The sequence below is a fragment of the Chryseobacterium sp. FP211-J200 genome, assembly GCF_001643375.1.
In the GTDB taxonomy this organism is placed as follows: domain Bacteria; phylum Bacteroidota; class Bacteroidia; order Flavobacteriales; family Weeksellaceae; genus Epilithonimonas; species Epilithonimonas ginsengisoli.
The window spans coordinates 40,757-63,672 of the sequence record NZ_LSHB01000022.1 but is presented as its reverse complement, the minus strand read 5'-3'; the positions used below and the strand labels follow the sequence as shown (position 1 = coordinate 63,672).

At 39.4% G+C, this 22,916-nt stretch carries 17 protein-coding genes; 4 read left to right on the top strand and 13 right to left on the bottom strand.

Annotated features, from left to right (window positions below; genetic code table 11):
- Positions 1-118 precede the first annotated feature (118 nt).
- The 4 genes from dusB to AXA65_RS07745 all read left to right on the top strand — a co-directional run bounded on the left by dusB (position 119) and on the right by AXA65_RS07745 (position 5,074).
- Positions 119-1,108, top strand: coding sequence for a tRNA dihydrouridine synthase DusB (dusB, locus tag AXA65_RS07760; protein WP_063969552.1), 990 nt, complete (start codon positions 119-121; stop codon positions 1,106-1,108).
- A 26-nt stretch (positions 1,109-1,134) separates the two neighbouring features.
- The gene (locus tag AXA65_RS07755) at positions 1,135-1,791 is read left to right on the top strand and encodes a hypothetical protein (RefSeq protein WP_063969551.1); all 657 of its coding nucleotides are present in this window, start codon (positions 1,135-1,137) and stop codon (positions 1,789-1,791) included.
- 58 nt (positions 1,792-1,849) lie between these two features.
- Positions 1,850-3,478 carry a M1 family metallopeptidase gene (locus AXA65_RS07750; protein ID WP_063969550.1) on the top strand — a complete coding sequence of 543 codons (1,629 nt, stop codon included), beginning with the start codon at positions 1,850-1,852 and terminating at the stop codon, positions 3,476-3,478.
- Between the two features lie 87 nt (positions 3,479-3,565).
- Positions 3,566-5,074, top strand: a complete 1,509-nt coding sequence (locus tag AXA65_RS07745; RefSeq protein ID WP_063969549.1) for an FMN-binding glutamate synthase family protein — start codon at positions 3,566-3,568, stop codon at positions 5,072-5,074.
- Between the two features lie 79 nt (positions 5,075-5,153).
- Here AXA65_RS07745 and guaA read toward each other — a convergent pair whose 3' ends face one another.
- The 13 genes from guaA to AXA65_RS07680 form a co-directional block, all read right to left on the bottom strand.
- A complete protein-coding gene (gene guaA / locus AXA65_RS07740; RefSeq protein ID WP_063969548.1) occupies positions 5,154-6,683 on the bottom strand; it encodes a glutamine-hydrolyzing GMP synthase in 1,530 nt (509 codons plus the stop codon).
- Positions 6,684-6,701: 18 nt separating this feature from the next.
- Positions 6,702-7,466, bottom strand: a complete 765-nt coding sequence (locus AXA65_RS07735; protein ID WP_063969547.1) for a methyltransferase domain-containing protein — start codon at positions 7,464-7,466, stop codon at positions 6,702-6,704.
- Positions 7,467-7,761: 295 nt separating this feature from the next.
- The gene (purD, locus tag AXA65_RS07730) at positions 7,762-9,000 is read right to left on the bottom strand and encodes a phosphoribosylamine--glycine ligase (RefSeq protein WP_063969546.1); all 1,239 of its coding nucleotides are present in this window, start codon (positions 8,998-9,000) and stop codon (positions 7,762-7,764) included.
- 192 nt (positions 9,001-9,192) lie between these two features.
- Positions 9,193-9,909: a pirin family protein gene (locus AXA65_RS07725; protein WP_063969545.1), complete on the bottom strand. Its 717-nt coding sequence runs from the start codon at positions 9,907-9,909 to the stop codon at positions 9,193-9,195.
- Between the two features lie 171 nt (positions 9,910-10,080).
- Complete coding sequence (gene ilvA / locus AXA65_RS07720) at positions 10,081-11,349, bottom strand: threonine ammonia-lyase (protein WP_063969544.1); 1,269 nt, start codon at positions 11,347-11,349, stop codon at positions 10,081-10,083.
- Positions 11,349-12,818 carry an ATP-binding cassette domain-containing protein gene (locus AXA65_RS07715; RefSeq protein ID WP_185114316.1) on the bottom strand — a complete coding sequence of 490 codons (1,470 nt, stop codon included), beginning with the start codon at positions 12,816-12,818 and terminating at the stop codon, positions 11,349-11,351. The genes ilvA and AXA65_RS07715 overlap by 1 nt, the downstream gene beginning before the upstream one ends.
- A 283-nt stretch (positions 12,819-13,101) precedes the next feature.
- Positions 13,102-14,583 carry a ketol-acid reductoisomerase gene (gene ilvC, locus AXA65_RS07710; protein ID WP_063969543.1) on the bottom strand — a complete coding sequence of 494 codons (1,482 nt, stop codon included), beginning with the start codon at positions 14,581-14,583 and terminating at the stop codon, positions 13,102-13,104.
- A 128-nt stretch (positions 14,584-14,711) separates the two neighbouring features.
- Positions 14,712-15,302 carry an acetolactate synthase small subunit gene (gene ilvN / locus AXA65_RS07705; protein ID WP_063969542.1) on the bottom strand — a complete coding sequence of 197 codons (591 nt, stop codon included), beginning with the start codon at positions 15,300-15,302 and terminating at the stop codon, positions 14,712-14,714.
- 88 nt (positions 15,303-15,390) lie between these two features.
- The gene (gene ilvB / locus AXA65_RS07700) at positions 15,391-17,133 is read right to left on the bottom strand and encodes a biosynthetic-type acetolactate synthase large subunit (RefSeq protein ID WP_063969541.1); all 1,743 of its coding nucleotides are present in this window, start codon (positions 17,131-17,133) and stop codon (positions 15,391-15,393) included.
- 461 nt (positions 17,134-17,594) lie between these two features.
- The gene (ilvD, locus tag AXA65_RS07695; RefSeq protein WP_063969540.1) at positions 17,595-19,280 is read right to left on the bottom strand and encodes a dihydroxy-acid dehydratase; all 1,686 of its coding nucleotides are present in this window, start codon (positions 19,278-19,280) and stop codon (positions 17,595-17,597) included.
- Entirely contained in the window at positions 19,273-20,175 is a 903-nt protein-coding gene (gene ilvE / locus AXA65_RS07690; RefSeq protein WP_063969539.1) for a branched-chain-amino-acid transaminase, read from the bottom strand. Before ilvE ends, ilvD begins: the two co-directional genes overlap by 8 nt.
- A gap of 809 nt (positions 20,176-20,984) precedes the next feature.
- Positions 20,985-22,394, bottom strand: coding sequence for an MFS transporter (locus AXA65_RS07685; RefSeq protein ID WP_185114315.1), 1,410 nt, complete (start codon positions 22,392-22,394; stop codon positions 20,985-20,987).
- Positions 22,391-22,915, bottom strand: a complete 525-nt coding sequence (locus AXA65_RS07680) for a nuclear transport factor 2 family protein (protein ID WP_063969538.1) — start codon at positions 22,913-22,915, stop codon at positions 22,391-22,393. Before AXA65_RS07680 ends, AXA65_RS07685 begins: the two co-directional genes overlap by 4 nt.
- Position 22,916: the final 1 nt, after the last annotated feature.

Genomic DNA, 22,916 nt, shown 5'->3' with positions numbered 1-22,916 from the left:
TAACACTACCAAACATCATAAACCTTAATAATAAATTATCATTATTCGAATATTATTATGTATAATACAGAAAAATATCCTGTAATAAAATCCAAAATGTAATTCGTATTTTTGCACCATGGTTAAAATTGGCAACATAGAACTTCCAGATTTTCCGCTTTTGCTGGCGCCGATGGAAGACGTAAGTGATCCACCTTTCAGAAAACTTTGCAAAATGCATGGTGCTGACTTGATGTACTCGGAATTTATCTCTTCAGAAGGCTTGATCCGTGATGCGATCAAGAGTCGAAAAAAGTTGGACATCTTCGATTACGAAAGACCTGTCGGAATTCAGATCTTTGGTGGTGACGAGGAAGCAATGGCCATGTCGGCAAGAATTGTGGAAACTGTTGAGCCAGATATCGTGGACATCAATTATGGTTGCCCAGTGAAAAAAGTAGTTTGCAAAGGTGCCGGAGCCGGAGTCTTGAAAGATATTGACCTGATGGTCCGACTGACGAAAGCGGTTGTAAATTCTACCCATTTGCCAGTGACCGTGAAAACCAGATTGGGTTGGGATACGGATTCTATCAACATCGATGAAGTTGCCGAAAGACTACAGGATGTGGGGATCAAAGCTTTGACCATCCACGCCAGAACCCGTTCTCAAATGTACAAAGGCGAGGCCGATTGGGAACACATCTCAAGAATCAAAAACAATCCGAACATAGAGATCCCGATCTTTGGAAACGGTGACATAGACTCTCCCGAAAAAGCCTTGGAATATAAAAACAAATATAACTGCGACGGCATCATGATCGGTCGTGGCGCCATTGGCTATCCTTGGATCTTCAACGAGGTCAAGCATTTTTTTGAAACTGGCGAGATCCTACCAGAACCTACGATTTCCGAGAGATTGGAAGCGGTGAAAAACCACGCGCTTTGGTCCGTAGAATGGAAAGGCGAACGACCTGGAATCGTGGAAATGAGACAGCATTACAGCAACTATTTCCGCGGAATTCCTCATTTCAAAGAATTTAAGACCAAGTTCCTCCAAGCTTTGACACTTGAACAAATTGATGAGATCATCGAGGAAACCAAGCATTTCTATTTGGAAAATGTAATTTAAAATCAAAATATCAACAGAGAAATCCAATGTTCTTTTTAATATTTTTAATCGCATTCGTTTGGATCTTGTTCTGTTTATTCAGCGGAAACTACATTAACATACTTGGTATTCCAGTAGTTTTTGCCGTTTATTATATCAATGAAATGGGAATAGACCGTCTGTTTCCATTGATGCTGGTTCCATTCATTTTTCTGTTGGTAATAGATATTTTTGTCTGGCGAGAACAATTCCTAAAACCAAAATTCTGGCGAAGGATAGAATACATCCCAAGTATCTCTATTGTCATCTTCCTGATTGCGTATTATTTTATCTTCGAACCCGACTTCTACACCGAAAAAACAGAGGACATGTTAGGATTTATACTCGTTTCCATCTTTATGTTGGCTGGCGCATTTGGTATGACAAAAATGTTTATCACCGATCTATTTTATTTTTTGATCAATAGATTAAAAACGTTTGAGAGACATGTCGTGACAAAGCAGATCGATAAAGTAAAAACGGCCTACGAAAGCAAAACGGTTATCTATTATATTCATTTGCAGGGCGGCGAAAGAGTAAGAGTCAATTTATTATGTGTTCTCTACCTCCATTTTTTCTCAAAAAACAAAACCGTCGAATTTACCTTCAAGCGTGGGTTCTTAGGTTTGGAATATTGTGATCGACTTCCCAAAATAATTAATTGACATCGTTTTGTAACTTTTCACCATCTCCAATCAACTTATTAAAGCAAGAAAATTAAAAATGAAAAAGTTAGTACTTCTCTCCATCCTTATCTCTGGCGTTTCGCAAGCTCAGTTTTTTGAAAATGCGAAAACCACTAGAATTGATACTCTAAAAGGTTCTAATACAGAATTCCGAGACTTTTGGGATGTTAAAAAATATGATATTGTTCTGGAGCCCAACTTCGACACAAAAAGCATCAAAGGTAGCAACAAGATCAGCTTGACCATTGAGAAAGATGTAAAAAACCCCACTTTCCAGATCGACCTGCAAAAGCCGATGAAAGCTGATAAGATCACCGCAAGCTTTCCTATGACTGACAAAAAAGTGGATGGTGATTTCATTTTCCTATCCACCAAAAAGAATTTCAAAAAAGGAGAAACCTACACCATTGACATCGATTATTCAGGAAATCCTTTGATAGCGAAACACGCACCTTGGGACGGCGGATGGATCTTCAACAAAGATAAAAATGGAAATCCTTGGATGACGGTCGCAGACGAAGGTATTGGCGCAAGTATTTGGTTGCCTGTAAAAGATATCTGGAGTGATGAGCCAAACAATGGGATCACCTTCAAGATCATCACACCGAAAGATTTGGTTGGAGTTGCAAACGGACGATTAATTAAACAAGAAAATGTTGGCGACAAAAAATCATGGACCTGGGAAGTGAAAAACCCGATCAACGATTATTCCATCATCCCATCCATCGGAAAATATGTCAACTTCAAAGATACCTTCGATGGTGAAGAGGGAAAACTAGACCTTGACTACTGGGTTTTGGATTACAATCTTGACAAAGCGAAGAAACAGTTTGAACAAGTACAAGCAATGATGAAAGCCTTTGAGCATTGGTTTGGACCTTATCCTTTTTATAAGGATTCTTACAAATTGGTAGAATCTCCGCATCTTGGGATGGAACATCAAAGTAATGTGGCATACGGAAACAAATATCAAAATGGCTACCTAGGCAGAGACCTTTCCGGAACTGGAATTGGCCTGAAATGGGATTACATCATCATCCACGAGACTGGACACGAATGGTTTGCGAACAACATCACGGCAAAAGACCAAGCGGATATGTGGATCCACGAGAGTTTTACGACCTATTCCGAAACCTTATTTGTAGATCATCTTTTCGGGAAAGCTGATGGCAATCAATATCTGCAGGGAATTCGAAAGAATATCCAAAACGACAAACCGATCATTGGGACTTACGGAGTCAGAAACGAAGGCAGTGGCGATATGTATCCAAAAGGTGCCAATATGTTGCATACGATTCGCCAGGTGATCAATAATGATGAGAAATTCCGTCAGATCTTGAGAGGACTTAATAAAGATTTCTATCATCAGACGGTCACTACAGAACAGATAGAAAAATATTTCTCAGAAAAATCGGGAATTGACCTTTCAACTATTTTCACCCAATATTTGAGAACCATCAAGATCCCAACTTTGGAATACAAACAGACCGGAAATCAGTTGACCTATAAATGGACCAACGTCATTCCCGATTTGAAGTTGCCAATCAGACTTGCAGACGGACAAGAACTGAAACCAACAGAACAATCGCAAACTGTGACTTTGAGATCTGATAAACCTGTGGCTTTTGATAAAAATTATTATATCGAAGTAAAGCAAGTTCAGTAAGAATTACTTAAATTTATTTAATAGAACCATTTCAAATATCTTTGGAATGGTTTTATATTTAATGAGAATTAAAAATTCAAAAAAGACATGAGAAATAAATTCATCTTTTGGGGAATTGTCGTTTTAATAGTGACCTGGACGACAGCTTTGCTCTTAAAAAACCATTTATGGATTCCAATTTTATTGACATTCTTATATATTTTAGGAATCTACAACACGTATCAAACGAAACATGCGATCCTGAGAAACTTCCCTGTACTCGGTTATTTCCGATATATCTTTGAGGAAATATCACCAGAGATCCAACAGTATTTTATAGAAAGAGAAACCGATGGAAAACCTTTTCCTAGACATCAAAGATCTGCAGCTTACCGACGTTCGAAAAATGTTGGCGACACCGTCCCATTTGGAACTCAGCTCGAGATCAACCACCGCAAATATGAAGGCATCAAACACTCCATCTACGCCAAACATCCGAAAGAAGAATTGCCGAGAGTGACCATAGGCGGACAAGATTGCAAGCAACCTTACAATGCTTCGCTTTTCAACATTTCCGCCATGAGCTTTGGTGCCTTGAGTGATCGTGCCCAGCAGGCTCTTAACCGTGGCGCCAAAAAAGGCAATTTCTATCACAATACAGGCGAAGGTGGTATCTCGCCACACCACTTGGAAGGTGGCGACCTTTGCTGGCAAATTGGAACGGGTTATTTTGGATGTCGTGATGACCATGGTAACTTCAACCCGGAGTTGTTCACCAAATATTCGAATCTTGAGAATGTCAAAATGATCGAGATCAAATTATCCCAAGGCGCTAAACCTGGTCACGGCGGCGTTTTGCCAGGCGTGAAAAACACACCGGAAATTGCAGCAATTCGCCATGTAAAACCTGGTGTCACTATTCTTTCGCCACCTTCCCACAGCGCGTTTTCCAATGCTGAAGGTTTGTTACGATTTGTCCATCAATTACGTGAATTATCTGGCGGAAAACCAACAGGCTTCAAACTTTGTATTGGTGACACCAAAGAGTTCGAAGAGATTTGCGAGCAGATGAACATTCTGAATATCTATCCAGACTTCATCACCGTAGATGGTGCAGAAGGCGGAACCGGAGCGGCGCCACCAGAATTTTCTGACGGTGTTGGGATGCCTTTGGAACCTGCTTTGATCTTCGTCAATAGAACACTGATCAATTATGAAGTTCGAGATAAATTAAGGATCATTGCCAGCGGAAAAGTGTTGACCTCATTGGATATCCTGCGAGCCGTTGCAATGGGTGCGGATCTTTGTAACAATGCGAGAGGATTTATGTTCTCACTCGGTTGCATCCAAGCTTTGAGATGCAATACCAACACTTGCCCAACAGGCGTGGCTACACAGGATAAAATGCTGATCAAAGGTCTTGACACCAATGACAAAACAGAACGTGTCTATCAATTCCATAAAAACACTTTGCACACTTGCAACGAATTGATTGCTGCGGCCGGACGAGAAACCTATGACCAAGTGGATGCCTCCATGTTTATGCGTGGTGATGAATTTGAACATCTATCCGACACTTATTTTCCGGATATTTTGGAGAATGTAAGGAAGAGATAATTTGTAGTTATCAACTTAATAAAAAATAAAAGACCTATTCAAATTTGAATAGGTCTTTTATTTTTTAAGAGTATTAATTTTACTCCCACTCAATCGTTGCCGGTGGTTTTGAACTAATATCGTAAGCTACTCTATTGATTCCACGAACTTCATTGATGATCCTGCTAGAAACCGTATCTAGGAATTCGTAAGGCAATCTGCTCCAAGTTGCGGTCATAAAGTCGATGGTGTTTGCAGAACGAACGACCGCTGTATATTCATAAGTTCTCTCGTCGCCCATTACGCCGACAGATTTTACTGGAAGCAGAACCACGAACGCTTGAGATACTTTTTCGTAAAGGTCATTTTTGTACAATTCCTCGATGAAAATATCGTCCGCTTCTTGTAGAATTTTTACTTTTTCTGCATCAACTTCACCCAAAACTCGGATTCCTAAACCTGGTCCTGGGAACGGATGTCTGTAAACCAACTCGTGCGGAATACCCAATTCCTCTCCTACTTTTCTCACCTCATCTTTGAACAATTCTCTCAATGGTTCCAACAATTCGAATTCCATTTCTTCCGGAAGTCCACCCACATTGTGATGGGATTTGATGACAGCCGAAGGCCCTTTTACAGATTGAGATTCGATGACATCTGGGTAGATTGTTCCTTGTGCTAAGAATTTGGCACCTTCGATTTTTTTGGATTCTTCATCGAAAACGTGAACGAACTCGTTACCGATGATTTTTCTTTTTTGTTCTGGGTCATCTACACCAGCCAATTTGGATAAGAATCTTTCGGAAGCTTCCACCAATTTGATGTTCATATGGAAATGTTTTCCATAATTTTCCATCACTTTTTTGTCTTCATCTTTTCTCAAAAGGCCAGTGTCCACGAAGATGCAATTCAGTTGGTCACCAATTGCTTTATGGATTAAAACTGCAGCTACTGACGAATCTACGCCGCCGGAAAGTCCCAAAATCACTTTGTTGTCACCAACTTTTTCTTTGATCTCAGCAACTGTTTTTTCAATATAATTGGTCAGTTTCCAGTTCTTGTCCGCTTTACAGATTCCGAAAACGAAATTCTCGATCATCTTTCCACCTTCCTCAGAATGCGAAACTTCCGGGTGAAATTGCACACCATAGATTTTCTTTTCCGGATTTGAAATGGAAGCGATCACGCCGGATTTTGCATTGAGTTCAAAACCAACCGGCAATTCTGAAACCTCATCGAAGTGGCTCATCCAAACGATGGAATTTTGATAAACACCTTTCAGTAGTTCGTTTTCTTTTACGATGTCCAAATGTGCTTTTCCGTACTCACCCTTCTCGCCTTTCGCTACCTTACCACCCAAAAGATGTGCGGTCAATTGCATTCCGTAGCAGATTCCTAGAACTGGAATTCCCTGTTCGTAGATCTCTTTTTCTACCAAATGTGCATTTTCTGCATTCACAGAACTTGGTCCGCCAGAAAGGATGATCCCTCTTGGTTTTTTTTCAAGAATTTCTGACATTGGCGTGTTGAATGGTAATATTTCTGAATAGACCTCCATCTCACGGATCCTTCTTCCGATAAGTTGGTTATACTGGGAACCGAAGTCTAAAATGATAATTCCGTTTTGCATATAGTTGATGTAATATTTTTAAAATTTTGCGTAAATAAATGTTCTTTTGAATGGATAGAAAACAGGCGAACCTGGAAACACTTTTTTAAGTTCTGCCTTGTAATCCGCTTTGTAATTTCCTCTCAATTCTTCTGGTAATTTTTCCAAAAATGGAATGATGGCTGTTCCTGAAGCCCATTCAAAAACGGCGTCTGAATTCTCCATCACGTGTGGATAGACCTTTTCGAAAACATTGATGTCTGTTCCTTTGTTGTCGTAAAGTATTTTTGCGTACTCATCGATTTTCAAAACTGGATATTCTCTGACCCAACCTTTGAATTCTTTTTTATAAGGTTCCAGCTCTGCGACTTTTGACAGCAACTGGTGAACAATGAAGTCATGATTGGAAGGCACTTGAACCGCCAATTGACCATCTTCATTGAGTTTTGAAATGAGGTCTGGGAAAAGTTCGTCATGATCTGTGCACCATTGCAAACTTGCATTGGCGATGATCAGATCAAATTTCTCATCCAACTCCAACTGTTTTTCCACGCTTCTTTGGAAGAAATGCAGATTTTCCGTGGAATGTTTTTCTGCCTTCTCCAACATCTCTGCAGAAGAATCTATTCCTGTGATATTTGGATTTTCCAGATAACCTAGGATCCCTGAAGTCAGTTCGCCTGTTCCGCAACCCAGGTCGATGACAGACAGATTTGGTTTTGAATCTACGAGATTCAGTAAGTCAAAAAAGGGCGCTGAGCGTTCTGTTTTGAACTGGTCGTATGTGTCAGGATTCCAAGGCATCTTTTTATAGTTGATAGTTGATAGTTGATAGTTGATAGTTGATAGTTGATAGTTGATAGTTGATAGTTGATAGTTGATAGCGAAATTAATTCTTAATTCTTAATTCTTAATTCTTAATTCTTAATTCTTAATTAATTTACTGAATCGCTCATAGCCCCGATTGCAGTGGAAATCCTTTTTTGCATCTGCTGGCTTCAATTTCGCACAGTCACGTAAAGCAAAAAAGATTGCAGCGGAAAGCGGGATCAAGCTCCTAAAAAAAAGAGACGCTAGTTGCCCAACATCTCTTTATATTTTAAAATTTCGCAATATCGTCTCGGTAAAAGGCGTAGTCGAAGTGTACTGGGATGGCGTCCTCGTAAACTTTTTTGCGTGCCTCGTCGTAAGTATCTCCCAAAGCCACGATGTTCAACACTCGTCCGCCTGTGGAAACCACTCTGCTGCCTCTGTAATCTGCACCAGCGTAAAGAACGGTGCTGTTTTTCACTTTCTCCACACCCGTGATCTCATAACCAGTCTCGTGGTTTTTTGGGTAACCGCCAGAGCAAACTACCAAGCAAACTGCTTTTTGATTCTTAAATTTAAGATCCAATTCTCTGCCGTGAAGACAATCCTCGATCACATCTACCAAATTGTTTTCCAAAAGTGGCAAAAGAACCTGAGTTTCCGGATCTCCCAATCTCATATTGTATTCCAAAAGGTAAGTCCCATTTTTGGTAACCATCAATCCGAAGAAAATAAATCCTTTGAAGCTAAGACCTTCTTTTTTAAGACCTTCCACCGTCGGATTCATAATATTCTGAATAAAATCTGCATTGTGCGCTTCCGTATATTCCGGACTTGGTGCTACAGAACCCATACCACCTGTGTTTGGACCTTTGTCGCCGTTGCCAGCTTTTTTATAATCTTTTGCAGCAACGAATGGAAATAATTTTTCACCATTCGAAACCCCGATAATCGAAGCTTCAAAACCTTGAAGAAATTCCTCGATCACTACCTGAATACCAGCGTCTCCGAAAATCCTTTTGATCATAAAATCGTGGATCGTGCCTTCTGCTTCTTCCAGGTCTTCTGCGATCACAACACCTTTTCCGCCAGCAAGTCCGCTAGCCTTGATCACCAAAGGAAATTCCTGAGTTTGCAAATATTCTTTAGCTTCTACGTACGAATCGAAAATGACGGCTTTTGCGGTTTTGATACCGTAAGTCTGCATAAATTTCTTAGAAAATGATTTGCTGCCTTCCAAAGAAGCTGCCTTTTTTGAAGGACCGAAAACCTTGAGATCTACTTTTTTGAATTCGTCCACGATGCCTTCTACAAGCGGTGCTTCCGGGCCTACGATGGTAAGGTCCACTTTGTGTTGAATTGCAAAATCTCTAAGTGCCAAAATATCGGTTTCGTTGATATTTTCTCCCAATTTTTCGGTAGTGGCGTTTCCTGGCGCAAAATACATCTTTGTAATTCTGCTGTCTTCGCTCAATTTCAAAGCTAAGGCTGAAGCACGGCCACCGTTTCCTACAATAAGTAATCTCATTTGTAAATATTTAATTCTTTTTTATTAAATGCAATGCTAAAAGTCATTTTCTTGTGGTTAAAGAATTCTGATATTCTAACAATTCATCCAGTTTTCAGTTTCACTTTTTAAAGTGCCAAATTTAAGATTTTTTGAGGACAAATGTTGTAACCTTTTTTCAGTAATTTCTTAAAAAAAATATAAAGTTTGAAATTATTGAGGCAATTGCATTGGAACCTCCATCAATAGGATTTCGGAATCCTTCTCTGCTTCCAAAACAAAACTTTCTGTGTCCCAAATTCCCAAACCGTCTCTCTCATCCAGAACCTGCTCGCCAATCTTCGCCGAACCTTTGATGACAAAAGCGTAAACGCCGTTTCCAGGCTTATGGATTTTATATTCTTTGGAAAAACCTTTGTCAAACTTTGCCAAATTGAACCAAGCGTCCTGATGTATCCAAACGCCTGCGTCATCTGCATTAGGAGATAGAATTTGTTGGAAATCATTCTTAACAGAATTCTCTTCGATGCTGACCTGGTCGTATCTTGGCGTAACGTCGGTTTTATTCGGGATGATCCAGATCTGAAGAAATTTTACGGGTTGCTCTGTTGCATTTTCTTCGCTGTGCATAATTCCGGTTCCGGCAGACATCACTTGGATATCGCCTTTTTTGATGATTCCGGAGTTGCCCATATTGTCGCTGTGACGCAACTCACCTTCCAACGGAATAGAGATAATTTCCATATCGCGGTGCGGATGTCTGCCGAATCCCATTCCGCCTTGAACAAAATCGTCATTCAAAACTCTGAGAACGCCAAAATGGATCCTTTCTTGATTCTGATAATTAGCAAAACTAAAGGTGTGATGGCTTTTTAACCAACCGTGATTGGCGTAACCTCTGCTGTCTGATCTATGATAAACTGTTTTCATTTTAAATTGATTTAATGTGTTGACTTTTTTAATAACACAAATTTCCAGCTTTCAAAATCCTTGCACATTGATGTACGATAAGAACGAAAAACTCTGTCAATGGACAGAGTTTATATTTTTCTCGAGTTATTAACGCAAAAGCGCCAAGATTTAACTTCGCTAAAACTGTTCTTAAACAAGCATACTCAAGACATCAGGATTATCATTAAGATAAGATTCAAAATAACCGAGATTTTGCATTCTCTGTTTTAAACCATTAAAATCAGAAATATTGGAAAGCTCTATTCCGACTACTGCCAAAGCCGTTTCTCTTGAGTTTTTCTTGGTATATTCGAAATGGGTGATGTCGTCATTGGGGCCTAGGACATTCAGAACAAAATCTTTAAGAGAACCCGGACGTTGCGGAAATTTGACCATAAAATAATGTTTCAAACCATTGTAAAGCAAAGCACGTTCTTTAATTTCCTCCATTCTGGTAATATCGTTATTACTTCCGCTGACAATGCAAACCACATTTTTCCCTTTGATTTGATTCCGATATTGTTCCAAAGCCGAAATAGAAAGCGCTCCTGCCGGTTCCAAAACAATTGCATCCTTGTTATACAATTGAAGAATCGTATCACAAATCTTCCCTTCATCCACAGGAATACAATCTGTAAGTGATTTTTTGCAAATCTCAAAAGTCAAATCGCCTACTCTTTTCACCGCTGCACCATCCACAAAATTATCGATTTCCGACAACTCTGTATTGATATCATTTTGAATGGACAATCTCATTGAAGGTGCGCCTTTTGGCTCTACGCCAATCAATTTAGTTTCTTTTGACAATTTACCAAAAACCGTTGCAATTCCGGAAGCCAAACCGCCGCCGCCAATTGGAATGAAAACATAATCTATATTTTCTTTTTGTTGTTCCAAAATTTCCAAAGCCAAAGTCGCCTGACCTTCGATAATCTGAACATCATCAAATGGATGAATAAAAGCCGCTCCAGAAGTTTCCGCAAATTCAAAAGCCGCAGTTTTTGAAGCATCAAATGTATCACCAACCAATCGGATTTCAGCGAAATTTCCACCAAACATTTCGACTTGCTCCAACTTTTGTTTCGGCGTGGTAACAGGCATAAAAATAGTTCCTTTGATTTGAAGTTGCTTGCAGGAAAAAGCCACACCCTGAGCGTGATTTCCAGCACTGGCACAAACAATTCCCTGAGAAACTTTGCCTTCGTTAAAAAGCGTTTTAATTTTATTATAAGCGCCTCGCAATTTGTACGACCTTACTGGTTGCAAATCTTCTCTTTTGAGGAAAATATTCGCTCCAAATTTTTCTGACAATCTCGCATTGTATTGCAAAGGCGTGTAATTCACGACATTTTCTATACTTTTCCGGGCTTCTCTTACCGCTTCCAGCGTTGGAAATATTAGCGTTTCGTTCATCTTCATTATAGTACAGATTCTTTGATTTTGATTTTGATTTTTGTGGTTCCATTTTCCAGAACGAGTTTGTGGCTGAGTTTTTTTGGTAATTGAGATTCAAAATATCCAACGTAAATTAACGATTGTCCTTGACTTGCCAAATCATCAATCACCTGATTGAAATATTGCGTCTGCTCGTTGTCCATTCCCTGACAAGGCTCATCCAGAATCAGAAGTTTTGGTTTTTTGATTAAGGTTCTTGCGAGTAAAGCCAAGCGTTGTTTTCCGAGTGGAAGTGTATTTAATTTCTTGTTTTTATCTTCTTTCAAATCGAAAAAATAGAGAAGCTGTTCCAACTGTTGTTGCTGGTCAAAACTTAGTTTCTGATACAAACTCATCGAATCAAAAAAACCAGAAGCAATGGTTTGTCCGACATTCGCATTCATATCAAAATACCAATGCAATTCGGGAGAAATCATTCCGATTTTTTCTTTGATGTCCCAAATACTTTCGCCACTTCCCCGCTTTCGCCCGAAAAGATAAATTTCATTGGCATAAGCCTGCGGATGGTCGCCATTTAACAAGCTTAACAACGTTGATTTTCCTGAACCGTTATGACCTTGCAACAGCCATTGTTCTCCGGAATTCACTTCCCAATCGATGTTTTTCAGGACCTGTTTTTCGCCGTAAGAAATATTGATTTTTTCTAATTTGATTAAGTTCTCTCTACGATTTCCATTATTGTTTTGAAGAAAAAAAGGCAGTGATTTTGGTGTTCTTTCTTCGCCTTTGGAAAAGTCTTTTGGAGAATTTTGATGAACTAATTTTCCGTTTTCTATTTCTACAAAATATTGAACACTTTCTGGAAATTCATCGTCATTATTAATTAAAATCAATGTGACATTTTCTTGAATTAAATCATCAAAAGCCTGATTCAAAAACTGTCTCGATTTGACATCTAATCCTGTGTAAGGCTGGTCGATAATCAGAACTTGAGGTTTTAGCCAAAGTGCTTTCAGCAATTGTAATTTCTTGTGTTCGCCGCTGGAAAGTTCTATCAATTGCTGGTTTTTGAAATTTTCAAATCCAAATGGTTTTAGATAAGATTCTAATAATTTGAAATCCAGATTTTCCTCGTTTCCGAAATGATTGAGTTCTGCGAAAACCGTTAACGTATCGTTTTTAGCAAATTGATTATAACGTTGCTGATAATAAAAATTGCGGTCGCCTTCCAGATTGCTGAACTGAAACCAATTGGAAACGTACAGAACTTTCTTTGCCAACTTTGAAGTTTCATCAAAATTAACCTCCACTTTTCCTTCGAAGTTTTTGATTTCGCCGGAAATGATTTTGGCTAAAGTTGTTTTTCCACTTCCGCTTAATCCGCCTAACATCCAACATTCTTGTGAAGATATTTCCCAGTCGAAATCTTTCAGTACGACTTGGTTGCCGTACTGGAAGTTTAGATTTGAAATTTGGATGATTTGGGTTGACATTATTTTTATTTTTAAACGCAAAGTCGCAAAGTTTTTTTCTTTTTTGAAAACAATTAAGTGTCGCAAAGACGCTTCGCTCATCAAGGATTTTATTTCAGATATTATCATTCCAAAAAAAACCGTTTCATTTGACTTTCTACGGAATGACAATATTTGAATTTTTGGACAACTTTTCTTTTACACTGAATCTGCAACCCGACTTGAGCGGAAATCCTTTTTACGCAACGAAGTGGAGTGAAAAGATTGGGAGCGGAAGGCGGATTAAGTTGTCCAAATTATTATTTTAAACTGTTTTGATAGACTTCATCGCAGTCATTGCCTGACGAAGTTTTCGGCCGACGATTTCTACAGGGTGATTTCTCAGAATATCGTTTACGTGAACCAATTGAGCATTGTCAACCGACGCATTTTTCCCTTCGTTGAAGTCTTTTCCGACCAAATCTGTGTCCACCGATTTCATAAAATCCGCCAGCAAAGGTTTGCAAGCCTGGTCGAAAAGATAACAGCCGTATTCTGCGGTGTCTGAAATCACACGGTTCATCTCGAAGAGTTTTTTTCTGGCGATGGTGTTGGCAATCAAAGGTGTTTCGTGAAGCGATTCGTAGTAAGCGGATTCCGGTTTGATTCCGGCTTCCACCATCGTTTCGAACGCCAGTTCCACGCCGGCTCTGATGAAGGCTGACATCAAAAGATAGTTGTCAAAATACTCCTGTTCATCTATTTTCACATCGCCAGCAGGTGTTTTTTCGAAAGCAGTTTCTCCTGTTTCTGCTCTCCATTTCAATAAGTTTGCATCGCCATTTGCCCAATCTTCCATCATTGTTTTGGAAAATTCGCCGGAGATGATATCGTCCTGATGTTTTTGGAAAAGTGGACGCATAATGTTTTTCAATTCCTCGGACAATTCGAAAGCTTTGAGTTTTGCAGGATTTGAAAGTCTGTCTAACATTCCACTCACACCACCGTGTTTTAAAGCTTCTGTAATGACCTCAACACCGTACTGAACCAATTTGGAAGCGTAACCTGCATCGATTCCTTTCTCGACCATTTTGTCGAACGAAAGGATAGAACCGGTTTGCAAAAGTCCACACAAAATGGTTTGCTCACCCATTAAATCGGACTTCACCTCTGCAACAAATGATGATTTAAGAACTCCGGCTTTGTGACCGCCAGTTCCCACACAGTAGGCTTTTGCTTCTGCCCAACCTTTGCCTTGATGGTCATTTTCGGGATGAACGGCAATCAAAGTCGGAACACCGAAGCCACGCAGATATTCGGCACGAACTTCAGAACCCGGACACTTTGGAGCGACCATAATTACCGTGATATCTTTACGGATTTGCATCCCTTCTTCCACAATATTGAAACCGTGAGAATAGGATAAGGTTGCGCCTTCTTTCATCAAAGGCTGAACGGCATTGATTACAGAAGTATGTTGTTTGTCGGGCGTTAAATTGATGACCAAATCCGCTGTTGGAATCAGTTCTTCATAAGTGCCTACTTTGAAATTATTGTCGGTTGCATTTTTCCAGGAATCTCTTTTCTGGTCGATGGCTTCCTGACGTAATGCATAAGATACATCCAATCCGCTGTCTCTGAGATTCAGACCTTGATTAAGACCTTGAGCGCCACATCCTACCACTACGATTTTCTTTCCTTTCAAGGCGGAAACGCCGTCAGAAAACTCAGAACTGTCCATAAAATCTGCCTGTCCTAACTGATGTAACTGGTCTCTGAGTGATAAGGTATTGAAATAATTTGCCATTATATTTTTATTGTTGATAAATGATTATTGATAAATGATTCGAATTTTGAACACAAAGCGCGCAAAGCTTTTTTTAATTCGATGTTTTAAATTCACTAAGGCGCTTACGCTTAGATAAGTTTTTTTATTTACATTGTGAAAACGTCATCTCGTTTGTCCAGGAATTCGTTTTCTACAATTTCGGCGGAAGGTTCTCTTCTTTCGAATTCGAGGACTTTGTCGTGGATTCCTCTGCTGTTTTTGATAATGGCGATTCTTGCGCCCCGGACAAATTCGATGAGACCGTATTTGTTGAGTTCTTCGGTCAGTCGGTCTATTTCTTCACGATGTCCTGCTGTTTCGAAAACGATGTAATCCTGCCGAATCACAACTGTAGATGCGCCGTATTGACGAAGCAATCTTTCTACGTAAACCTTTTCTGTGACGACATTTGCAGGAACTTTATAAAGTGCCTGTTCCTGCCAGACAATCTCGTCGTCTGTATTGAAGTAGGCTTTCATAATGTCAATCTGCTTCTCTAGTTGTCTGCAAAGTTTTCTTACGACCTCATCATTTTCATTAATGACAATCGTGAATCTGTGAATGCCATCAACTTCGGAAGGTGATGTATTCAAACTCTCGATATTGATTTTTCTTCGTGAGAAAATCCCTGAAATTCTGCCGATTAATCCTACAGAATTTTCGGTGTATAATGTGATGGTAAATTCTTGTTTTTCCATTTGTTTTTTATTGATTCCGTAATTGATTCCATAGGTTTCACCTACGGCTACTGATATTGAACCCTTTCGGGTTCTTATTGATTGAAATTTATTTTAAACGAATTTCAGAAACTGATGAACCCTGCGTTACCATTGGGAATACGTTGTTTTCTTTTCCCACCATTACTTCCAGAAGATAGGCGCCGTCGTGGTTCAGCATTGTTTCTAAGGCAGGTTTCAGACCTTCTCTATCCGAAATCCTTTGTCCATCAATGTAGTAAGCTTTGGCAACTGCGACAAAATCCGGGCTTGTGATATTCACGAAAGAATAGCGTTTTTCATTGAATAATTGCTGCCACTGTCTCACCATTCCCAGGAATTCGTTGTTGAGAATCATAATTTTGACTTTAGCTCCGAACTGCATAATCGTTCCCAATTCCTGCAGCGTCATTTGAAATCCGCCATCTCCGATAATAGCAACCACTGTTTTTTCCGGTGCCCCGTACCAAGCTCCGATTGCAGCTGGCAAACCAAATCCCATTGTTCCCAAACCGCCGGATGTCACCCAGGATTTTGATTGGTTAAACTTCGCATATCTACTTGCAACCATCTGATGCTGACCAACATCTGTCACAACAATTGCATCTCCATTTGTTAGTTCATTTAACACTTTGATGACCTCTCCCATTGTCAACACTTTAGTTGTTGGATCGAGTTCCTCCTGAATGACTTCTTTGATTTCTTCTTTTTCAAGTTCTCGAAATTCATTTAACCAGGCTGAATGGTCATTTTCTTTGAGAAGAGCCGTCAACACTGGTAAAGTCTTTTTGCAATTTCCCCAAACCGGAACTGTGGTTTTCACGTTTTTGTCGATTTCGGCAGGGTCAATATCAAGGTGAATGATTTTAGCCTGTTTCGCATACTTATCCAGACGTCCAGTCACCCGGTCATCGAAACGCATTCCGACTGCAATCAGAACATCGCATTCGTTGGTCATAACATTTGGGGCGTAATTGCCGTGCATTCCCAACATTCCCACGTGTAGCGGATGAGTGGTTTCCAAGGCGCTTAATCCCATAACAGTTGCTGCGGCTGGAAGATTTGTCTTTTCAATAAAAGCTTTGAATTCCTCTTCCGCTTTTCCTAAAATGACGCCTTGTCCGAAAATAACGAATGGTTTTTTGGCTTGATTAATAAGTTCTGCGGCCTGCTCGATATATTCGTTCCTGATTTCCGGTTCAGGACGATAACTTCGGATGTGATTGCATTTTTTGTAACCTGAATATTCAAATAATTGCATTTGAGCATTTTTGGTGATATCAATTAGAACCGGACCTGGACGACCTGTGCTTGCGATGTGAAATGCCTTGGCAATCGCTTCGGGAATTTCCGTTGCATCAGTGACTTGATAATTCCATTTTGTGACTGGCGTTGTGATATTGATGACATCGGTTTCCTGAAAAGCATCGGTTCCCAAAAGTGAGGCAAAAACCTGACCTGTGATACAGACAATCGGATTGCTGTCAATCATTGCATCGGCCAAACCTGTCACCAAATTGGTAGCGCCAGGACCACTTGTTGCAAAGACAACGCCTGTTTTCCCGGAAGTTCTTGCAAATCCCTGAGCCGCGTGGATTGCGCCTTGCTCGTGGCGAACCAAAATATGTTTCAGTTTGTCGGAATAGTCATAGAGAGCATCATAGATTGGCATTATGGCGCCACCTGGATAACCGAAAACGGTATGTACATTTTCCTGCAACAACGCTTCTAAAACAGCTTTGGAACCGGATATTTCTATCGATTTCTGAGAATCTGATTCGGTGTTTTCTATTTTTGAAATGGTTTCATTCATTTTAGATGTCTTTTTATTTCTATCATAGTTTTAACTATTGATATTGAACCCTTTTGGTTCTGGTTGATTTTATTTCATTCTTTCCATAGGTTTCACCTACGGCTATTGATATTAAACCCGTTGGGTTCTGGTGTACTTTTGTTCCGTCCTTCCATCGGTTCACCTACGGCTACTGGTATTTGAACCTTTCAGGTTCTGTTACGATTTTGTTTTCATTTCTTCCATAGGTTTCACCTACGGCTACTTATTTTGAGTCCTTCGGATTCTTTTTGAAAATATTATTTTGGAACGCAATACGATTGCAGCCCGGCCTGAACGGAAATCCTTTTTTGCGTGCTAATCAAGTTATATTTAAACTGAAATCGTCTGCAAAAAAGATTGACTTCGTCGAACCACTCCGTTAGGTTTGGGAGTGGAGGACGGAAATAGCTGCCCAAAATAATATTTCATTCATTATAATTTTACAAATCGGTGACGCAACCTTGTGATGCATCGGCGACAGACTTGGCATATTTGTAAAGAACTCCGCGTTTCACCTTATAATCCGGCTGTTGGAACTCGGCTTTTCTTTTGGCAATTTCTTCGTCTGAGAGAAGTGCATTGATGGTATTTTTGTCAGCATCCAGCTCTATCACATCGCCATCTTTTATCAAGCCAATCAATCCTCCGGCAAAGGCTTCCGGCGTGATATGACCGACAACGAAACCATGCGTTCCTCCGGAAAATCTGCCGTCTGTAATCAAGGCTACATTTTTACCGAGACCAGAACCCATCAAAGCTGAAGTTGGTTTGAGCATTTCCGGCATTCCGGGAGCGCCTTTTGGACCTTCGTTTTTGATAACGACTACATTTCCTTCTTTGATTTTTTTGTCTTCGATGCCTTTGATAAATTCTTTTTCGCCGTCGAAAACGATGGCTGTTCCTTTGAAATAATCGCCTTCTTTACCTGTAATTTTCGCAACAGAACCTTTCTCCGCAAGATTTCCGTACAGAATTCTGATATGACCAGTTGCTTTAATTGGGTTTTTGATGTCGTGAATGATATTTTGTTGTCTATCGATAATAGAAGTGACGTGTTCCAGATTTTCCGCAATGGTTTTCCCAGTTACAGTTAAGCAATCGCCGTGAAGCAAGCCTAAATCCAATAGATATTTCATCACAGCAGGAACACCGCCAACATTGTGAAGGTCTTCCATCAGATATTTTCCGCTTGGTTTGAGGTCAGCTAAAAATGGCGTTTCATCGCTGATTTTTTGGAAATCATCCAAAGTCAAATCGTAACCAATTGATTTTGCGATTGCAATAAAATGTAGAACTGCATTGGTACTTCCACCCAAAATCATAATTAATCTCAAAGCATTTTCGAAGGCTTTTGGTGTCATTATATCGGATGGTTTGATATCTTTTTCAAGTAATATTTTTACGTAATGACCGGCGAATTGGCACTCTTCTTTTTTTTCTTTGCTTAAAGCCGGATAAGATGAAGAATACGGCAAACTCATTCCGAGTGCTTCGATTGCGGAAGCCATTGTGTTTGCTGTGTACATTCCGCCACACGCACCGGCGCTTGGACAGGAATTTTTTATCACACCTTTGAAGTCTTCGTCAGAAATTTTCCCTGCGATTTTATTTCCCAAAGCTTCGAAAGCTGAGACGATGTTCAAATCCTGACCTTTGTAATTTCCGGGCGCAATACTTCCGCCATAAACCATAATTGAAGGCCTGTCCAATCTAGCCATCGCCATCAAAGAACCCGGCATATTTTTGTCGCAACCCGGAACGGTAATCAGTCCGTCGTAATATTGTCCTGCGCAAACCGCTTCGATAGAATCTGCGATGATGTCACGGCTTACAAGCGAATAACGCATTCCGTCGGTTCCGTTGGTCATTCCGTCGCTGATTCCGATGGTGTGGAACATCAATCCCACTAAATTTTGTTCTTTGACTCCCTTTTTTACAATCTCAGCAAGACCATTCAGGTGCATATTGCAAGTGTTGCCGTCGTAGCCCATACTTGCGATCCCGATCTGTGCTTTGTCGAAATCTTCTTCTTCGAAACCAATTCCGTAAAACATCGCCTGAGTGGCTGGTTGCGTGGGGTCTTTTGTAAGCGTTTTCGAATATTTATTAAGTTCTACGTTACACATATTGCAAGTCTGTTTTTAAATAAGAATAATCTTCTTCTAACACCAAATGACGGTAAGCTGTTTGAATTTTAGATGCTAAACTTTCTTCCCAATTCAATTTGAAAGGAACATCATCAAGAGAACCCAATGCTACAATCTCGGCGGCTGTTCCACAGAAAAAACCAGCGTCTGCGCCTTTCATTTCTTCTGGTTTGAAGAATTTCTCCTCGTAAGGAATTCCCAGCTGGTCACAGATTTCGAAAACTGTTGCTCGTGTGATTCCGGGAAGAATACTACCTTTTGCAGGCGTGAAAAGTTTGCCGTCTTTTTCGAAGAAGATATTGGCACCAGAACTTTCGGCTACATTTCCGTCCGCATCGAGAACCAGAGCTTCATCAAAACCTTTATCCTTAGCTTCCTGACAAGCTAAAATCGAGTTCACATAATGACCGCTTACTTTTGCTTCAACTTTGAAAGCCTTTGGATTTGGACGTTCAAATGATGATGTCATAATTCTCATTTGATTGGCCATATAACCATTATCCCAATTCCAAACCTCGATGACGAGAAAACTTTTTTGACCTTTTGACAAGGCCATATTTGGAGAACAAATGACCAATGGGCGAATGTATGCGTTTGATAATTTATTAATTTCCAATAATTTGTAGGTTGCATCCACCATTTCTTCGGTAGAATAATCGAAGGGAATCATCATCGTTTGGGCAGACCTTCTTAGTCTGTCGTAATGCTCCTCTGCTTTGAAAATTTTAGTTCCGTTTGCGGTTTTATAAGATTTAATCCCTTCGAAAACAGCATATCCGTAGTGTAACGATTGACCGTACAAGTCGGTCTTGGCATCTTTTGCTTTTACATATTCCCCATCAAAAAAGAGAACACTGTCGTCATTGTAATACATTTTGTATCGATTTTATTTTTGTTTGTTATATTGATGAAAATAAAAAACCATCCTCGTGGTGAGAATGGTCTGTATTATTTCAAATTCAATAATTAGTACAAGCCATCACTCACCATCGGAATCCGATAATGACAAGAATGACAAGAATAATGATTGTGCTATTCATCTGTTTGTTTTCAACGGTACAAATGTATAAACTAATTTCAATAAAAATTGATGTTTTCACAAAAAATTCTTTTTAAAAGTATTGAAAACACATAGAATGTTGATTTTTATACGATATTCATTAAAACAAAAAACACTCATAAAGTATTGATTTTCAATTTGTGAAAGCTTTAGAAATTACGATGTCTAAAATTTGAGTTTGGTTATCGGTTTTTCGAATTAATATTCAAATTGATGGATATTAGAATTGAAAAAATATAGATATACAGTGCTAGAATATAAAACTACATCGTGATAATGTAAAAATAACCTGCTGAAAGTGAAAACTAATCTGTAAGAATGTAAGACAAAGCTGCAGAAAGTGAAAACTAAATTGTGAGAATATAAAATAACATCGTAATAACATAAAACAACATCAACACAATGTAAAACAAAACTGTAGAAAGTAAGAACTAATCTGTAAAAATGTAAAACTATATCGTAAGAATGTAAAAATTTGTAGAATATTTTTGTTTTATGCCATAGATTTAATCTTGTCCCATAGGTTTCACCTATGGCTACTGATATTGAATCCTTCGAATTCTCTTTAAAAACGAAAAATCCACCGATTGGTGGATTTTATATTTAGAAATTAATTGATTAAATTAAAAATGAACCTGCTGGATTTCTTCTTCAATTTCTTTCGGAGTTTCTTCCTGAGATTTGATGAAAATCAAAGTAATCAAAGCGCCTAACAACATACAAGCACCACCTACGACTACATAATCAATCGCCATATTTCCAAAAATTTTTGAAACGATTGGTCCTCCGAAAACACCGTTGATGATTTGCGGAACGACAATGAAGAAATTGAAAATCCCCATATAAACGCCCATTTTTCTTTGTGGAATTGCATCAATCAACATTGCATAAGGCATTGCCAGAATACTTGCCCAAGCAAATCCCAATCCTACCATCGATATCCAAAGCATCGAAGTATCTTTAATAAAATACATAGAAATCAATCCCAAACCACCACTCGCCAAAGCCAAAGCGTGGGTTTGTTTTTTTCCAATCGCTTTAGCAATCGGCGTTAACAAAAATGCAAATGGAATTGCGAAGAGATTATAAAGTCCGAACAAATGTCCTGTCAAATCGCCGGCTTTGTTGAATTCAACAGACTTGGTATCTTCCGGAGACAGTCCGAAATGATGCGTCGCCAAAGCACTGGTGGTGAAAACCCACATTGTAAAAAGTGCAAACCAAGAGAAGAATTGTACGATTCCCAATTTCTTCATCAGGTTTGGAATGTTCGCAAAATCCTTGAACATATCAGAGAATTTGGAATGTTCTTCGACAACATCTTTTCCACCTTCGAATTCTGCAAACTCTGCTGGAGAATATTCTTTAGTTGTGAAAATCGTATAAAGAATCGAAATAATCAGAACTGTTGCTCCAACGTAGAAAGCGTAAATCACATTATCTGCCACGTAGCCTTCCGGTGCAACATTAGAAACACCTAATTTCGTCAGCCAGTTTGGCATTTCTGAACCGATAACAGCTCCGATACCAATCAAAATAGTTTGGATAGAAAACCCTAAAGTTCCCTGATGTTTCGGTAACATATCACCGACCAAAGCTCGGAAAGGTTCCATTGCAATGTTGACAGAAAAGTCCATCATCGCCAGGAAAATAACGGCAAGCAACAAAACATTGGCCGCAATCATATGCGTTACCGAAGCGGCATTTGGAAGGAGAACCAATCCAATCGCACAGAGAATGGCACCAATCAAAAAGTACGGTTTTCTACGGCCAAGCGGACTCCAGGTGTTGTCGCCCATATGACCGATGATTGGCTGAACAATCAATCCTGTAACAGGCGCTACCAACCAAAACCACGACAGTTCGTGGACATCAGCACCAAGGTTTGCGAGAATACGGCTCGCGTTTCCGTTCTGTAATCCAAAAGCCATCTGGATGCCCAAAAATCCCATACTCATATTGATAATCTGAGCGATGGAAAGATTTGGTTTTATACGTTTTGTAAATATCGTATTACTTTGTTTTGATATCATTTTGTGATTTTTAATTTTTGAATTAAAGCATCTTCAATTGGTGCTTTGATTTTGGTCACTTCGTCCACCACTTCATTTGGAACCGTTACCGAAAGAACGTATTGTTTCACTTTCCATTTGCCACCTATTTTTTCGACAACTCCGGAACCTCGGCAGATTTTCATTTGCGTATCAAGAATTTCATCGAACCAAGCGTAATTTCCGTCTTTGCTGAAATAGATATTTCGTTTCAAAGATTTGAAATTCCAGGTTGTTTTCTTGTCGAAAAATGGTTTTGCCCAATCTTTGAATTCCTTTTTGTTCCAGATTTCGGTTGCATCTGTTCCGATGAAAGTAGATTCTTCTGCGAAGCAATCGAAATATTTATCGAAATCCGCATTGGCAGCAAGCGTGTTGAAATCATCCAATAATTTGTTGACATTTTTCTTCTGAACATTTTCGTAAAAGCCTTTTTTCTGGGCAGAAAGAGGAATAGAAACAGAGAGAATTAGAAACAGTAATAGAGACAAATATTTTTTCATA

Excerpts from the sequence above, each read along its gene's own strand:
- ilvD (WP_063969540.1), bottom strand. The coding sequence starts at position 19,280 with ATGTGTAACGTAGAACTTAATAAATATTCGAAAACGCTTACAAAAGAC.
- AXA65_RS07745 (WP_063969549.1), top strand. The coding sequence starts at position 3,566 with ATGAGAAATAAATTCATCTTTTGGGGAATTGTCGTTTTAATAGTGACC.
- dusB (WP_063969552.1), top strand. The coding sequence starts at position 119 with ATGGTTAAAATTGGCAACATAGAACTTCCAGATTTTCCGCTTTTGCTG.
- ilvC (WP_063969543.1), bottom strand. The coding sequence starts at position 14,583 with ATGGCAAATTATTTCAATACCTTATCACTCAGAGACCAGTTACATCAG.
- AXA65_RS07715 (WP_185114316.1), bottom strand. The coding sequence starts at position 12,818 with ATGTCAACCCAAATCATCCAAATTTCAAATCTAAACTTCCAGTACGGC.
- guaA (WP_063969548.1), bottom strand. The coding sequence starts at position 6,683 with ATGCAAAACGGAATTATCATTTTAGACTTCGGTTCCCAGTATAACCAA.
- ilvB (WP_063969541.1), bottom strand. The coding sequence starts at position 17,133 with ATGAATGAAACCATTTCAAAAATAGAAAACACCGAATCAGATTCTCAG.
- AXA65_RS07680 (WP_063969538.1), bottom strand. The coding sequence starts at position 22,915 with ATGAAAAAATATTTGTCTCTATTACTGTTTCTAATTCTCTCTGTTTCT.
- ilvE (WP_063969539.1), bottom strand. The coding sequence starts at position 20,175 with ATGTATTACAATGACGACAGTGTTCTCTTTTTTGATGGGGAATATGTA.
- AXA65_RS07685 (WP_185114315.1), bottom strand. The coding sequence starts at position 22,394 with ATGATATCAAAACAAAGTAATACGATATTTACAAAACGTATAAAACCA.
- purD (WP_063969546.1), bottom strand. The coding sequence starts at position 9,000 with ATGAGATTACTTATTGTAGGAAACGGTGGCCGTGCTTCAGCCTTAGCT.
- ilvA (WP_063969544.1), bottom strand. The coding sequence starts at position 11,349 with ATGAAGATGAACGAAACGCTAATATTTCCAACGCTGGAAGCGGTAAGA.
- ilvN (WP_063969542.1), bottom strand. The coding sequence starts at position 15,302 with ATGGAAAAACAAGAATTTACCATCACATTATACACCGAAAATTCTGTA.
- AXA65_RS07725 (WP_063969545.1), bottom strand. The coding sequence starts at position 9,909 with ATGAAAACAGTTTATCATAGATCAGACAGCAGAGGTTACGCCAATCAC.
- AXA65_RS07750 (WP_063969550.1), top strand. The coding sequence starts at position 1,850 with ATGAAAAAGTTAGTACTTCTCTCCATCCTTATCTCTGGCGTTTCGCAA.
- AXA65_RS07755 (WP_063969551.1), top strand. The coding sequence starts at position 1,135 with ATGTTCTTTTTAATATTTTTAATCGCATTCGTTTGGATCTTGTTCTGT.
- AXA65_RS07735 (WP_063969547.1), bottom strand. The coding sequence starts at position 7,466 with ATGCCTTGGAATCCTGACACATACGACCAGTTCAAAACAGAACGCTCA.